General features: G+C 61.1%; 13 protein-coding genes and 1 pseudogene. 5 read left to right on the top strand and 9 right to left on the bottom strand.

Translation table 11 applies throughout. The features are described 5' to 3' along the window. Positions 1–10 precede the first annotated feature (10 nt). Positions 11–2,170 carry a site-specific integrase gene (locus RHP72_RS05760; RefSeq protein WP_080656790.1) on the bottom strand — a complete coding sequence of 720 codons (2,160 nt, stop codon included), beginning with the start codon at positions 2,168–2,170 and terminating at the stop codon, positions 11–13. Then, positions 2,163–3,338 (bottom strand): tyrosine-type recombinase/integrase, encoded by a 1,176-nt coding sequence (locus RHP72_RS05755; RefSeq protein WP_021334719.1) that lies wholly within the window; start codon positions 3,336–3,338, stop codon positions 2,163–2,165. The genes RHP72_RS05760 and RHP72_RS05755 overlap by 8 nt, the downstream gene beginning before the upstream one ends. 192 nt (positions 3,339–3,530) lie before the next feature. Between RHP72_RS05755 and RHP72_RS05750 the strand changes: the two are divergent. Next, positions 3,531–3,803: pseudogene (locus tag RHP72_RS05750) on the top strand (HNH endonuclease family protein); the annotation flags it as partial. Between the two features lie 16 nt (positions 3,804–3,819). On the opposite strand, the gene RHP72_RS05745 reads toward RHP72_RS05750, so the two are convergent. The 4 genes from RHP72_RS05745 to RHP72_RS05730 all read right to left on the bottom strand — a co-directional run bounded on the left by RHP72_RS05745 (position 3,820) and on the right by RHP72_RS05730 (position 7,389). Next, positions 3,820–3,990 carry a hypothetical protein gene (locus tag RHP72_RS05745; protein ID WP_007734610.1) on the bottom strand — a complete coding sequence of 57 codons (171 nt, stop codon included), beginning with the start codon at positions 3,988–3,990 and terminating at the stop codon, positions 3,820–3,822. Positions 3,991–4,343: 353 nt separating this feature from the next. After that, a complete protein-coding gene (locus RHP72_RS05740) occupies positions 4,344–4,712 on the bottom strand; it encodes a hypothetical protein (protein WP_003945774.1) in 369 nt (122 codons plus the stop codon). 288 nt (positions 4,713–5,000) lie between these two features. Beyond that, positions 5,001–6,119, bottom strand: a complete 1,119-nt coding sequence (locus tag RHP72_RS05735) for an Ig-like domain-containing protein (protein ID WP_042452525.1) — start codon at positions 6,117–6,119, stop codon at positions 5,001–5,003. Between the two features lie 55 nt (positions 6,120–6,174). Beyond that, positions 6,175–7,389: an Ig-like domain-containing protein gene (locus RHP72_RS05730; protein ID WP_283543210.1), complete on the bottom strand. Its 1,215-nt coding sequence runs from the start codon at positions 7,387–7,389 to the stop codon at positions 6,175–6,177. A gap of 297 nt (positions 7,390–7,686) precedes the next feature. On the opposite strand from RHP72_RS05730, the gene RHP72_RS05725 reads away from it, so the two are divergent. From RHP72_RS05725 to RHP72_RS05715, 3 genes are read left to right on the top strand one after another with little or no spacing between them, the layout of a single operon-like run. After that, the gene (locus RHP72_RS05725) at positions 7,687–9,186 is read left to right on the top strand and encodes a SulP family inorganic anion transporter (protein WP_311094451.1); all 1,500 of its coding nucleotides are present in this window, start codon (positions 7,687–7,689) and stop codon (positions 9,184–9,186) included. Positions 9,187–9,221: 35 nt separating this feature from the next. After that, positions 9,222–9,647 carry a MerR family transcriptional regulator gene (locus RHP72_RS05720; RefSeq protein ID WP_311094450.1) on the top strand — a complete coding sequence of 142 codons (426 nt, stop codon included), beginning with the start codon at positions 9,222–9,224 and terminating at the stop codon, positions 9,645–9,647. A 26-nt stretch (positions 9,648–9,673) separates the two neighbouring features. Then, on the top strand, positions 9,674–10,294 hold the full coding sequence (locus tag RHP72_RS05715) for an L-threonylcarbamoyladenylate synthase (protein ID WP_003945756.1): 621 nt from the start codon (positions 9,674–9,676) through the stop codon (positions 10,292–10,294). 34 nt (positions 10,295–10,328) lie between these two features. On the opposite strand, the gene RHP72_RS05710 is transcribed toward RHP72_RS05715, so the two are convergent. The 3 genes from RHP72_RS05710 to RHP72_RS05700 form a co-directional block, all read right to left on the bottom strand. Further along, positions 10,329–12,242, bottom strand: coding sequence for an alkyl sulfatase dimerization domain-containing protein (locus tag RHP72_RS05710; RefSeq protein WP_311094449.1), 1,914 nt, complete (start codon positions 12,240–12,242; stop codon positions 10,329–10,331). A gap of 99 nt (positions 12,243–12,341) precedes the next feature. Further along, complete coding sequence (locus RHP72_RS05705) at positions 12,342–12,905, bottom strand: helix-turn-helix domain-containing protein (RefSeq protein WP_311094448.1); 564 nt, start codon at positions 12,903–12,905, stop codon at positions 12,342–12,344. Next, the gene (locus RHP72_RS05700; RefSeq protein WP_042920218.1) at positions 12,902–14,137 is read right to left on the bottom strand and encodes a cytochrome P450; all 1,236 of its coding nucleotides are present in this window, start codon (positions 14,135–14,137) and stop codon (positions 12,902–12,904) included. Before RHP72_RS05700 ends, RHP72_RS05705 begins: the two co-directional genes overlap by 4 nt. A 108-nt stretch (positions 14,138–14,245) precedes the next feature. Between RHP72_RS05700 and RHP72_RS05695 the strand changes: the two genes are divergently transcribed. Further along, positions 14,246–15,091 (top strand): glycosyltransferase family 92 protein, encoded by an 846-nt coding sequence (locus RHP72_RS05695; protein WP_231782989.1) that lies wholly within the window; start codon positions 14,246–14,248, stop codon positions 15,089–15,091. Positions 15,092–15,119: the final 28 nt, after the last annotated feature.

Here is a 15,119-nt window from a genome sequence, read left to right as displayed (position 1 = left end):
TCTCCTTGCTCTAGATGGTGGTTCCGGGGCCGCGAACGGCCTTGTCGGTGGCGGAGACGTCGTTGATCGAGAGCAGGATCCGGTTGAGCGAGTCGACCTCGATTTGGCGGCCGTGCAGCCAGATGTTCGTCTCGTCCATCGGGGCGCCGTACTTCGCGGTGAACACTGCTTGCCGGTGTTCGATCAGGGTTTCCGTGTCGGTGAGTTGGGTCCGCAACTGCGGGGCGTGAGTGGAGTCGGTGACGAATTTCGAGCAGGACAGGCAGGCGTTTCCCTTATCGCACAATTGTTTCGGTGGGAGCGTGCACCAGCCGTTGGGGAGGATGCGGTCGGCTCGCTTGTCGAGCTGGATCAGGTCGTAGAGGTCGGAGCTGTCGATCGAGGCGGTGCGGCCGTCGCGGGTGACTTTCTTGTATCGGAGGAATTCCTCCTCCATGGTCTGAGCGGAGGTCACGGCGTAGTGCAAGGTCATGTCCGGAGAGATGTGTCCGAAGTAGCGCATCACGACGTGCAGCGGCACTCCGGCGTTGATGAGGTTGGTCGCGGCGGTGTGCCGGAAGCGGTGTGTCTTGGAGACCGCGACCTGACGTCCGACGGAGTCTCTGATGTTGAGCAGGCTGGTGAGTCTGCTGAACCGCAGATGCATTGTCGGAAGCGGGTAAGGCTTGTCGCCCAGTCGGTTTCGGGTCGTGCGAAGGAACAGGTATTTTGGCGTGACGTCAGGGTTTCCGAAGTGTGCCATCATTTCTCGGGCGTGCTTTTGTTGGGCTCGGATGATCGTGACGATCTCCTCGTCCACGGGGATCGTGGGTGCGAGGTTCGATTCGATCTTGGTCTGTTGATACCGCATCCGGGCGACGAATCCCGCGCTGTCAGGATCACTGTCTGTGCGCGTGCGCAGGATCGGTTCGAGTGGGTCGAAGTCCATCATCAGCACCTCGTTGGCGCGACGTCCGGTGCGCAGCAGAAGCATCATGATGTGGAAGGCTTGCAGGTCGCCGAGTCCGCCCTCGTTCACGGGCTGTGCGAGCAGGCCGCTGCCTTCGGCGATCTGCGCCATGACATCGTCTTCGAGGACCATGCCGTCTGCCTTGACGTTGGCCAGGCGGGGCTTGTCCTCGGGGCGGAAGAGCACGCAGTGCTCGGGTCGCAGAGTGGCCCAGGCGCTGATGCCGAGTTCGGTGGCGGCTTCGTCCCGGTGGTCATACATGAACTGGTAGAACTGTTCGATCGCGGTCATGATCTGGCGGCGTGGGTTCGTCGCCAGCGGCTTGCCCGCGCGCGCCCCGGACTCGATGCGGTGTGCGAGGAGCAGGTCGCAGAAGCCGCGGATGAAGCCCCGCAGGCGGTGTGGATCGGTTGTCAGGCACGGGCCCTGATCGGCGGTGGTGTCGATGTAGCGTTGCAGCCATTTCAGAGCGTCCAGGCGCGATTTGATCGTGCTCCACGAGTACCTTTCCGTGGTCAGGCCCGCCGAGAGCCAGTACTTCGCTCCCTCGCGCAACCACATGCTGGTCAGGTTGGTGAAGTGCATGGTCGTGCGACCTTGCGGTTCGTGGTCGCGTTGGGGCACCCTCGGGTCGAGGCTGGGGTTCCAGACGTTCAGCTCCCACCACGGGCCGCGGTGATAGGCGTATCCGAGCACGGCGGCCATGTGCCCGAGGCGGTAGGTGCCGCCTTTGAACGCAGACTCGCCGATCTTCTCACCGCGCATCTGAGCCTTCCGTGCGGATCTCACCCACTCGTCCGGCGAACGGTGCAGCAGCGATTGCGCCGACCGGCACTCGTCGTCGTGATGCATCGCGGCGCGCAGCAGGGTGAAGACGGCATTCGTCTCGATGACGCGGACGAAGTGACCCAGCTCGATACGCCGATGAATGATCCAGGCGATTTCCCAGGTCATCGGCTCCGGCAAACCGCGGAAGTTCAGGTAGCAGGAGGTCCAGCCCCCACCGACGTTTACTTCGCGGATCGCCGGTCGGTAGTGCGCCGGCATCGTCTTCTTGTCGAAGTGATCGCTGCGGCATTCTTCGGGCAGAGAGTCCCAGAGCCTGCGGGCGATGGTGAGGTCGAACATGTCCGCTAGTGCCAAGCCCGGATCGATCTGGTGCAGTCTCTTGGGGCTGCGCGACCAGGACGTGATTGCGGGATCTGTTGCTGGGCTAAGCATTCGGATACTCCCATCCGGCGACGTATTCGCGCCAGTTCGCTACCGAGGCCAGCTCGGCGTCCTCGGTGACGTGGCCGTAGATGTTCATCGTGGTCTGCACGCTCGCGTGGCCGAGGCGGCGACTGACGGTGTGGACGGGGCTCCCTGCCAGCAACAGCGCAGTGGCGTGGGTGTGCCGAAACCAGTGCGGTGTCATCAGGTTCGGGAAGTCGTTGTCGCGGTGCTTCATCGAGCGCAGGTGCGCATAGACCGACTCGGTGCGCAGCGGCGCGAACAGCGGGTTCCGCATCACGTTGCAGAAGATGTAGCTGCTGTCCCAATCATCGAGGGCCACATCGGCGCCTCGATCGCACAGCCACCACACGTAGTCGGCGTAGAGCCGATCGAGCCGCGACCCGATGTGGACCTCGCGCTCCCCGGACTTGGCGGACAGGCCGTGCGGGTGCACCCTGCTCACGATCGCGACCCGGGCGCTCTTGCCACCGATCCCGGTGATCCAGTCGCGGTGCTGCAACGAGAGGGCTTCACCGATCCGCATGCCCGATTCCGCCAGGACTGCCCACAGGAACCGATATCGCAGGTCACCTCGCCACTCCTCGAGCACCGGGTCGTAGCTGGCCTCGGCATCTTGGAGGGCGTCGATCGTGGTCGGCGTCAGAACCGGGATGGCCTTGCGGGCGGCGCGGATTCGGATAGTTGCGCGCTTCTGCGGCGCTCGCCTGGCCACGTGCTCGAGGAACGAGAGGTAGCGGCCCGATCGGACCTGGGCTTGCTTCCACAGGAACGGCGCAGCGTCTGTTCCGCTGTCGGCCTGGTAGCGGTAGAAACTCATCACCGCGCGCATGCGGAGGTTCACCGTGCTGTCGCTGAGCGTCGGTCGGGGGCGGAGTTCGCGGACCGGCGAGTCCAGCTCGCCGTAGCGCAGGGCAGAGATGAAGTCGCCGAAGTCGTGCAGCTTCACCGCATCCCACGATGTGCCGGTCACTTCCAGGAACGACCACCACTGGGCCAGGCTCTGTGCGTAGGCGCGGGTCGTGTTCGGCCGGAAGTCGATTTGCCGCCCGTACTCGAGGTATGCCTCGACCGGCTCAACGAGACCGAACGATCTGTCGATCACCGTCCAGGTCGTTGCACCGTCGCTGAGAGTGACACGTTGCGCTGTAGCCATCAGCCCGCTCCCGTTCGCCTGAACTCGAAGCTACGCCCGACCCTGCCTGATTCGATGCACCCGAACGGTGCGTGTCGGCGGTGTCATCGGCGTACCTCGCTGCCTGCAGATAACACCGTCGCCCACATATCCCGAATCCGTGGAAGGAAGCCCAGGATGATGTCAACGGCACTACCTACTAGCTACGGATTACATGTAGTCGCACTCTCGGACGCCTGGCAGAAGGGCGCACAACAGCTCGATACACAGACGCGAACCAATCTGGCCAACGACCCTCGAAACCTGCGCGCTGTCGACGGGCCCACGAACCAGAAGAAGTCGGATTCCGACGCGGCGACCTGGCTGCCACCCAACAAGGCCTACCGCTGCCAGTACGTGACTGCTCAAGTGGAAGTCAAAGCGGCATACGGTTTGTGGGTCACCCAAGCCGAACACGACACCATCGCAGACATTCTCGCGACCTGCTGAACTCTTGCGGTGATCAGCGGCCCTTGATCAGATACCGCACAATCGCCATTCCGAGCGCGAGGCCCACTACGGTGGCGAGCGCTGCAACCAGACCGTGACCGGTCAGTGCGACGAACACACCGGTGATGACTGCGACGACGGCAATGATCCCCGCGTCCACTCTGCTTTGACCACGTTCAGGCATGGCACTCTCTCGTGCTGTCAGGTCCGTCCGCTCCCCTCGTAGCGGACGGACCCAGCGGCAATCTGTCGAAATGCGCGAACTCCGGTGGCCTCACCGGGCTGACTTTGCGGGCGGTCCTGCGAGGCCGGCACGTCCCCCGGAGCCAACTCACATCGGTTCACGAAGTCCGTACCTTCGCAGAATATACCGATTGGTAGGTAATTACCGAGGGCTAAAGTCCCTGGTCATGGACTCATGCGACGAGTGGTCGGAAACTCGAGACGAACGAGCACATCCGCGAGGCGAGCGTTAGCCGAGATAGCAGAGGTCCGTGGCCACGGCCAGAGGCCCATCTGGAATCAGAGCGGCGACGTCTATGACCCGAAAAGTGATCCGAGATCCAACGATCCGACTGACGACACTCGCTTCCAATCAGAGCAATATGCGGTGGTGAAGCGAGAATCCGTCAAGAGAATCGTGACTGTCGCCGGTTCGAGGGTGCTTTCGAACTCGAGTACATTCAATTCACCATCGCCGTCGACTTTTGCTCGGCCGTATATGCACGGCATGTCAGCTGATACGGGCCCAGACGTCGTGTAGGTTCCCGGCAACACCTCCCACGGCACGTCGAACAGCCCGTGACCGGGAATCGTTCCCGGCGCTGCTGAGGCCGCAGACGTCCCGATCATTGCCACACCGACAGCTACTGCTGCAGCGGACGCGAGCAAACTAACCTTGCGCATTTTCCCTACCTTGTTCATACCTGAACCGCAGCGGCGAGTTCGAAGGCTTGTTGATGTAAGAACCCGCGGTTCGCGCAGTTCTTCAACTAACGGTAGTAAAAGGGCACCAGTTTTGGTGAGCTACCTTTTGTGGTTCTGGCCCGATTTACGTGACAGAGACTCCCATTGAGAAAAACTGGGAACGCCGGCGTTGCGGCTCTCGGCATGATTCGAACCTGTCATTCCAGTATTCGATCACACACCCGTCTTCGAGCCGAAACGTCGACGCTCCCCTGCCGTTTGGGTGACTCAGCCTCCGAGTGAGCCCGTCGGCAGCTTCGAGAAGATGTCCCCGAGGCTTCCGGTTCCACCAGGAGTTTCCGGTTCCGTCGGATCCACCGGCTCGACGACGATGACACCAGGCACGGTGACGGTCACGGTCTTGTCCGCAGATTCCGAAGAACTGAACTTCTTGGTACCCAGGAACTTTGCGGTGATGCGATGCTCGCCCTGGTCGCGGAACGGCCAGACCAGTTCTGCATGGCCATTGGAATCGACTGTGGCGCTGCCGATCTTCGTATCGCCGTCGAAGAACTCGACCGTTCCCTCACCCGGGTTCGGGTCGATACTCGCCGCAATCTTGACGTCTTCGCCCGTCAATGCCTCCAGTGCGACAGCGACCATCGTCTCGGTCTGGTTGGTCGTGAAGACCTCGGTAGTCGAGAGGGCGTTGCGTCCTTCCCCCGCAGCAACACAATACCCAGCGGCATTGACCCACCGGGACTCACCGAAACTCATGCTCGTGTCTTTGATCTTGATGCTCGGGCTCGTCGCCCCGGCGCGCAGGTGCGTCGTCGCATTTCCCTCGTCGGACCGAGCTTCGAGTTTCAATTCGACTGCCGGCAAACGAAAGTCCGTGTTCGCCTTGACTTGCAGCCCTTCCTTGGGCTTGTTGTCGTTCGCGCTCGGACCGTCGTTGACTGTCTTGTTGCCGGTACCGGTAATTCGCAGGTACTCACCCGCCGGGTTCGCGTTTCCGTCTGCGCCCACCCGGAGCAGCACCGCAGTCTCGCCGGTCAAGTTGGACGACGAATCACCGACGAGGGAGTACGAAACCAGGGTTGCCCCTTGCGGTAGTGCGATGTCGTACTTGATACGACCGGTGTCCGAATCCGAACTACGCATGGTGCCTGGATGCAATTTCACTGTGAACTGTTCGCCGGGACGCACGGACGTGGGCGCCGTTACCTCCATGTTGTCGGAGAACGACGAATCCCAATCGGTGGCGCCGTCGACCCGGCACTTGTGTTCGAAGGAAACTGTCCGCGTCACGGTATCGGAAGCCGCTGCCACCGGCGCGGACACAGCGAGGAGTCCGGCCGCGAGTGCTGGTACGACAGCGCAAACTGCCAGAGTGCGGGGGTTCATGTGTTGCCTTTCAGAAGAACTCGGCCATTGAAAGTTCAGTGAGGTAGGACCGTGATCACTTGCCACCGAGCGAACCCGTTGGCAGCTGCGGCAGAACGGACTCGAGGCTGCCGAGACCGCCCGGAGTGCCCGGATCGGTCGGGTCGGGATCGACCGGACCTGTGGTGTCACCGGTCACCGTGAGTACGTGTGCCGCCGACGTGTACTTCGCCTCGTCTCCGGTAGCGGTGAATACTGCAGTCACGGACTTGGTACCCGCCTTACCGAAGGTGAGATCCAGGCGCGCAATACCGCGAACCACCGGCCGCGGGTCACCGACGGGTTTGCCGTCGACCATGAACTGTACTGTTCCCGTTGTGTTTTCCGGATCGACGTGAGAAGCAAAAGACACCTTGGTACCGGTCGCGGCGGTAGCCGGTCCTTCGAGCTTAGTCACGATGTCCGCGCCTGGCTCAGGATCAACGGGCCCCAGGTCCCCGTCGATCTTCGTGGATGCCAGGGCGCCGGCACCGGCATTGAGGGGGCCGGTCTCAGCGTCGCGCGGCGAGCAGGATGTGGGCGCCCAGATGGTTCCCGCGAGCCAGTGACTGACCTGAGGGAGGAAGGTCAAAAATGACTCGGGCCCGCCGAAAGTACCTGCAGCACCCGAAGTCCGGACATTGGTTTCGACTGCGCCGGACGGCCCGGCCTTTACGGTGATTCTGATCTTCGGAAAGACGATGTTGGTCTCGACTCCGGACTGAGCATTGATCGCAAGCCCGCCGTGCGCACCCGACGACGATGACGGACTGTTGCCGATCGCTTCGTTTGCGCCGGACAACCGGAGTATCGGACCGTCCGCTGCGGGAGTGCCGTCTTCGTTGACACGAATCACCGAAGCAGGTTTCCCGGCAATAACATTGCCCGGATCGGTGACCGTCGCCGAAACGAACTCCGCGTTGGTCGGAATCGGCAGATCAATCTTCAGACGCGAGATCTTCTTGACGCTTGCGCCGCTCACATCGTTCGGGATCTGGACGCTACCCGGATCCACGTCGATGTCGAAGACCTGACCTGGCGCGACTACCGTCGGAGCCGAAACCCGCACCGTAGCAGGCTTTCCGTCTGACGAAGGACCGGAGAACGCACTCGGAACTGCGCGGCACGTGACCTGGAACGTTGTTGACGTGGTTTCTGCAACGGGCGCCGCGGTCGCCGGAATCACGGCCGCAGCGGTTCCACCGGCAAGGAGGCCGGTAAGGAGCGCAGCACTCAGTAGGCGTTTTGACATGATGTCCTCTCGGAACAACCTGATTGACGTTTGCCGCCGAACTGTAACGGAGCCAGCGTCCGAGTTGACCCGTTTTCAATAAACAAAACCCACACAGTAGGTAAATACTTGGTAAGAGTTGCCGGTCGTCACATCTGACCGCCGCCGCAGACCTTTCCCCTCTCGATCAATCTCGCGATTCGAGATTCACTGCGGGGAAACACAATTCGACAGAAGTTCGCACCGTAGCGAGATCTCCGGTCATACTCTACCCTTACAGGAGGGTAGAGTACGAGAACCTCGTCAGGACGGAATCTCATGGCAATAACCATCGCTTCATCCACCAACGACAATTCGGTTCGGGCCGCGCTCCGGTCACCTCACCGTCTCAAAACGGAGGTTTTGGCCGGACTGGTCGTGGCGTTGGCACTGATTCCCGAGGCGATCTCGTTCTCGATCATCGCGGGCGTCGATCCGCGGGTAGGACTGTTCGCGTCGTTCACGATGGCAGTGACCATCGCCGTCGTCGGCGGACGACCCGCAATGATCTCCGCAGCTACCGGCGCCGTCGCACTGGTCGTCGCTCCACTGACGCGCGAGTACGGAATCGACTACCTGATTGCGACAGTCCTTCTGGCCGGCCTTCTCCAGATCGTGCTGAGCCTCCTGGGCGTCGCAAAGTTGATGCGCTTCATTCCGCGCAGCGTCATGGTGGGATTCGTCAACGCACTCGCCATCTTGATCTTCATCGCCCAACTCCCCCACCTGATCGATGTTCCGTGGCTCGTCTACCCACTCCTTGCAGTCGCACTTCTGATACTCGTATTCCTGCCGAAACTGACGAACTCCGTCCCGGCTCCACTGGTGGCAATCGTGCTACTGACAACCGCCACAGTCGTTTTCGCGTTCGATGTCCCCAACGTCGGCGACGAGGGCGAGCTTCCGTCGAGCCTACCGACGCTACTGTTCCCCGACGTCCCCCTGGACATGCACACACTGTCGATCATTGCGCCGTACGCATTGGCCATGGCGCTCGTCGGACTCCTCGAATCGTTGATGACGGCCAAGCTCGTCGACGACGTCACGGATACTCACTCGAACAAGACCCGAGAAGGGTGGGGCCAAGGCGTCGCGAACATCGTCACCGGCTTCTTCGGGGGCATGGGAGGGTGCGCGATGATCGGCCAGACCATGATCAACGTCAAGGTCTCCGGCGCTCGCACTCGAATCTCGACTTTCCTGGCGGGCGTGTTCTTGCTGATACTCGTCGTCGGCCTCGGCGATGTGGTGGCGTTGATTCCCATGGCCGCATTGGTGGCCGTCATGATCATGGTCTCGGTCGGCACTTTCGATTGGCACAGCATCAATCCGAAGACCCTGCGCCGCATGCCGATCGGCGAGACAGTGGTCATGTTGGTCACCGTGGTAGTCACCGTCGCCACCCACAATCTTGCCTACGGCGTGATCATCGGAGTGATCACCGCGATGGTCATCTTCGCCCGCCGCGTCGCGCATCTCACCGAAGTGATCGACGTCGCGCATCCGGACGAGGACACCCGTGTCTATGCGGTTCGAGGCGAACTGTTCTTCGCATCCAGCAACGATCTGATCTACCAATTCGACTACGCCGGCGACCCGAAGAACATTGTCATCGATCTGTCCGAGTCTCATGTCTGGGACGCGTCGACCGTCGCGACACTGGACGCCATCACCACCAAGTACGCGGCCAGAGGCAAGAATGTCGAGATCGTGGGGCTCGACGACGCATCGGCCGAGCGCCACCTGCGCCTGTCCGGTCGCCTGGGTGACGGTCACTGAGAGTATGGAGGCCCAGCGCGAGGAAAGTGGGAGTGATGTCTGAGCCGGAACATGCGGGCCAAGGGCCGAACATGCAGATCGGACAGGTTGCCGAACGCACCGAACTGTCGATCAAGACGATTCGTCATTACGACGAGGTCGGTCTGGTTACTCCGTCCGAGCGGAGCGCCGGAGGATTCCGCCTCTATACCGAGGCCGATGTCCAACGGCTACTGGTAATCCGACGAATGAAGCCGCTCGGATTCAGTCTCGAAGAAATGAAACAACTTCTCGATTCTCTGACAGTGCTCGGCGACGAAGCTTCGGACGCGTCAACGCGCACCGCTGCAACCGAATTCGTCACCGACTGCCACACCCGGGCGGAAGAAAGCTGCACACACTTACGTAAGCAACTCGCCTACGCCGAAGAGCTGACGGGTTTGCTCGCCGACCACAGTCTCAACGGTGAACGGCATTCGTGATCTGCAAGCTGAACTAAGCTGAGTTGATGGCCCGATACTTCGACGTTCACCCGGAAAACCCGCAGCCGCGCGCGATCAGCCAGATCGTCGAAATGCTGCGCAACGACGCGGTCATCGCCTACCCCACCGACTCCTGCTACGCCCTGGGCGCCCGAATGGACAATCACTCGGGCACCGATCGGATCCGCGAGATCCGTCATCTGCGTTCGGACCATCACTTCACGCTGGTCTGTGCCGATTTCGCGCAGCTCGGGCACTTCGTCCACGTCACCAACTCGGCGTTCCGCGCGGTGAAAGCGGCTACGCCTGGGCAGTACACGTTCATCCTTCCCGCCACGAAGGAAGTTCCGCGTCGGCTGGCACACGCCAAGAAGAAGACCGTCGGAGTGCGTATCCCCAGCCACCCGGTAGTGCGGGCACTCTTGCAAGAGTTGGGTGAACCCATCCTCTCCAGCACCCTTCTCCTGCCCGGCGCCGAGGAACCGATGACGGACGGCTGGCAGATCAAGGAAGAACTCGACCACCAACTCGACGCCGTCATCGACTCGGGTGACTGCGGAACCGAACCCACCACAGTCGTCGACTATTCGTCCGGTGTTCCCGAAATCGTGCGGGTCGGCGCGGGAGATCCTTCTCGTTTCGAATGATCCCCCGCCCGGGCCACATCATGGAGTCGACCAGTCACGGCGTGACGATATCGAACCACAGATCGAAGTCCTCCAGCAGCGAGATGAACGTCTCCAGTTCGGACTGATCTCCCACAGCTTTTGCCGTTCCGGCCTTGATGGATTCGGTGAGCGAGGTCGTTCCCAGATACACCTCGTTGAACACGGCACGGGTCAGGGTCAGAGTCAGGGCGGCCGAAGCATCTGCCTTGTCCATGTCGTAGTTCAGCACGCCGTTGCGCACTGTGACCAGGACGTTGTCCGCGGTGTCGGACAATACGAATCGCAACGACAGGTCTACATCGGCTGCTTTGGGACCGTCGAGGCGAACTGCCCAGAAATCCAGCATCTGTTCGAGCGGCATCACTGCGACCACGGCCGGGCCGGTGGGGTTGTTGGACGGCATCGGTGCCAGCGGATGCCGCAATTCCATCGCTCCGACCAGGTAGAAGTTGCGCCACGTTCCGTTCTCGGCTTGGTAGCCGAGTTGTTCGTACGTGTCCGCCAACAACTCTCGCGCATTCTGATTACTCGGATCGGCGAACACCAGATGGTTCACCAACTCCGCGGCCCAGCGGTAGTCGCCGTCGTCGAACGCCTGCTTGCCCTTGGTCAGAAGTGCGTCCGGCCCGCCGACGGCTTCGACGTAGCGCTTGCCGTTCTCCACCGGCGGATGGGGATTGAGGTGAGCGGGAACGCCGTCGAACCAACCGAGATAGAAGGTGTAGATCGCTTTGACGTTGTGACTGAGCGAGCCGTAGTACCCACGGTTGTACCACTGCTTTCCGATCGCGTCGGGTACCTCGATCTGGTCGGCAATCTCTACCGGTGTCAGTCCCTTGTTGGCAAGGCGCAACGTCTGATCGTGCAGATACTTGTACAGATCTGCCTGATCCGACATCAGCTTCAAGATCTTGTCGTTACCCCACGTGGGCCAATGATGCTGCGCAAAGATGATTTCGACGTCGGGGAACAGTTCCATTGCCAGACGCACGTAGTGCGACCACGCTTTGGCGTCGCGAGTCTTGGCGCCGCGCAACGTGTATAGATTGTGCATCGTGTGCGTGACGTCCTCAGCTGACCCGAGCGCCTTGAAATCTGGTAAATAGAAGAGCATTTCGGATGGCGCTTCGGTTCCCGGCGCGAGCATGAACGTCACGCGCACACCGTCGATGACCTCTTCGTGCACCGGTTCGGTGATGACGTCGGTAGGCACGGCGAACGTCGAAGTGCCGTGCGAAGTGGACAGGCCGAGACCACCGGATACCTGCCCTTGTGGCCCCGGACGCAGGAACGATCCGTACATGTACATTCCGCGACGTGTCATTGCCGTGCCGGCAAGTACGTTCTCGGAAATCGCTTCCTCCGTGAAACTGTCTGGTGCGTAGACCTTTACGGCACCGGAATCGATCTCTTCGTCGGTGACAAATCCTTTGACACCGCCGAAGTGATCGCCGTGGGAGTGCGTGAAGATGATTGCCTTGACCGGAACCTTCGGGCGGTGCTGGTAGTACAACTCCAGCGCGAGAGCGGCTGTTTCCGCGGACATCAGAGTGTCACCGATGATCAACCCGGTGTCGCCCTCGATGATCGTCGTGTTCGACAAGTCCTGGCCGATCACCTGGTACAGACGATCAGCCAGCTTGAACAGTCCACCGCCCTTTCCCATCAAAGTGGCTTGGCGCCACAGACTCGGGTTGACGGTATCCGGTGCATCGCCGTCGGCGAACCCGTAGGCGTCGTACGAGAAGATGAACTGCCCTTTGTCACCTTTGACCAGTCCGCCATCGATGAGCGGTGCCACGAGACCTCGAGAAATCAGTTCGAAGTCGAAGGTGTCGTCGAAAGGAAGGTCACGGAGAACCTGGGCATTTGCCAGGCGAGTCGCTTCGGTGGCGGGCTTGGGGTCGAGTTCGGACGGTGTAGTCATCTTCTCTTACGCTCCTCGGGAACTCGCGGTGACCTGTGTCGGGATATCGGTTCATCCTCGATCCCCACGCAGCCCTCGCGCATCACCCGGAAGGGATGATCAGGTGGCCCGTCCAGCAATCAACAGCGCAACGACGAACTCACGCACCAACGTCCGCTCGTCGTTCTCGTCCGCCCCCGGCACCATGAGCAGCGAGAGAATCACTCGCACGATCCAGCGCGCCCGCGACGCTGTGCCTGCTCCGAGTTCACCCAGCATCGCGACACCAAGTCCGTTGATGACGTCGGATGAATTGGCAAGTTCACCGGCAAGACTCGCATCACCCGGGGTGAACCATGCAGCCAACGTCGGAGTGCTACGCACCGCGAACACTGCAGTGAGTATGGCCGTCTCCAGACGCTCACTCGGATCGTCGATGGTCGCTACCGATTCCGCGATCGCAGTTCCCAGCCTGCGAGCTTCGCGGTGAACGAACGCAATGTGAAGAGCCTGCCGATTCTCGAAGTACCGATACAAGGTGGCCCGGGAACATCCTGCAGCAGAGGCTATCTCCGCCATACCGACCGCGTTGACGCCTTTCGCGACGAACAATTGTGCCGCGCTGTCGAGGATCTTCTCGGCTGCCGCCAAGGCGCGCCCCTCGCCGAGCCAGTCGTTGCTCATGGCCGAGTCACCGACATCGGAGCCGAGAGCGGACGGCGCACGTAGTTGCCCGGCGCGTATTGCATCGCGTCGATGTCGACATGGAAGTCGGGAATCCGGGAGAGTAACTCTTCCAACGCAACTCGAGCCTGCATCCGAGCTGCCGACGCCCCCAGACAGTGGTGGGCGCCATGACTGAAGGTGAGAATCTTCTGCGGTCGACGCAAGACGTCCAACTCCGCCGCGTCGGGTCCGTACTTCTCGGGATCACGATTGGCCGCACCGTACATCAGCAGAACCTTACGTCCTGCCGGAATCACTTTGCCACCCAAGGCCACATCTCGCGTCGTGGTGCGTGCCAGTCCTTGGACCGGCGAGGTGAGTCGAAGCAACTCGTCTACCGCGTCGGTGATCAATGCGGGATCGTCCAGCAGGATCTGACGCTGGTCGAGGCGTTCGGTCAGCATCGCCACCGAACCACCCAGCATTCCTGTCGTGGTGTCGTTTCCACCGGCCACCATGGTGAAGGCGAAGCCCAGAATCGACAGCAGGCCGGACATGTCGCCGTCTTCACCGAGTCCAGCGGCGAGTAGGTGCGAAATCGTGTCGTCACCCGGTTCGACCTTGCGGCGTTCGATCAGCGAAGCGAAGTACATCATCAGCTCACCGGTGGCGGCCTGCGCCGTCGTCGCTGCCGCGGCCACACCACCTGCCGAATTGGCAGCGACAATGGCTTCGGTCCAGCCGTCGAACTGGTCACGGTCCGATTCCGGCACACCCAGATAGTGTGCGACAACCATCGACGGCAACGGTTTGAAGAGCTCGACGACGATATCGCCGCTGCCACGCGCTTTCAGCGCCTCGATACGTTCGACGACAAATTCGCGAACCATCGGCTCGACCGCCGATACCTGACGCGGAGTGAAACCCTTCGACACCATGCGCCGGAACTCCGACTGCACTGGCGGATCCTGCATCACGAACGGCGGATTGTCCTGCATCCCGATCTGTTCGAGTTCACCGTAGACAGTGGTCAATCCCTTTGCCGACGAATACGTCTCGTAGTCGCGAGCGGCGTTGTAGACGTCTTCGTGACGGGTGAGCACCCAGTAGTCGTCCTGCGGCGCAGCTTCCGGCACAACGTTGTGCACCGGGTCGTTCTCGCGCAATGCGTCGTACATGGCCCAGGGCGAACGCCAGGACTCCCCGGTGGAAGGTACAAACCGTGGCGAATGTGACACAGAAGTTGTCATGACTCGACTATGAGACAAATGGCCGAATGTGTCAACGTTCTACGATCAACCGTTCCTACGAGCAGCATTGAGTAACTCGCATCCACGCAGAGCACTATCGTGTGTCGGGTGATCACGGATCCGAAGAATCATCCGAACAGCGCTGACGCCGGGCGCCGCGCCGTGGTTGCGGTCCTGCTCCCCCGCGAACATCTCCCCTTCATCAGAGACTGGTGCCTGCACCACATCGAGCAAGGCTGGGAGGTTGTTCTCTACGACAACACCGGTTCCGTCGGGTCCACCCGCAAGACAAGCGCATTCAGCCTCAACCGTTGGCACGGCCGCAGCGAGGACAAGAGAGGCAACTCTTACGGCGCCTTCACCCGATCGATGTCGGACAGTGAAGTTCAGGTCGCATTCCGCAAAGAACTGCACGACCTTCCGGTGACGATCGTCGACTGGCAACCGCGCGACGCGGACGGTCGGATCGTGCACGGACAGGTAGAGGCGTACGTCGATTACGTGAGCCGGTACCGCGACACCGTCGCATGGGCAGCATTCATCGACGCCGACGAATACCTCCAACACGCACCAGGATTGGACTGGGAGGTTCTACTTGCCGGCGTTACTCAAGCGGGTTCGCACCGCGTCGTTCTCGATGCTCTGGTCTACGAATCCAGGTGGACGCGCGACGGGCAATTGCGAGACGTCGAGGAATTGAAATGCCTTGGACTGCAAAGCCACGGCTGCAAGAACATCGTCAGGCTGTCGGAGATTTTGCGAGCAGACGTCCACTGGGCCTGGAAGACAACAGGACCCGACACCCTCATACGACCGGACAGATCGCTCTACTACTTCCGCCACTACCGCGGTTCGGAGGCGATGCTCGACTACACTCCGCTGCCGAACTTCGGACCCCAGGTCCACGAAGAAGGTGCGGATGTGCCGGCAAAGATCGACGTATCACAAAAATGAATGTGCCTGCAAGACACAGGTATTCATC

This window comes from Rhodococcus sp. SG20037 (assembly GCF_031763325.1).
Classification (GTDB): domain Bacteria; phylum Actinomycetota; class Actinomycetes; order Mycobacteriales; family Mycobacteriaceae; genus Rhodococcus_F; species Rhodococcus_F qingshengii.
Note: the sequence above shows the minus strand (reverse complement) of the source record. Positions and strands in the feature narration are given on the sequence as shown.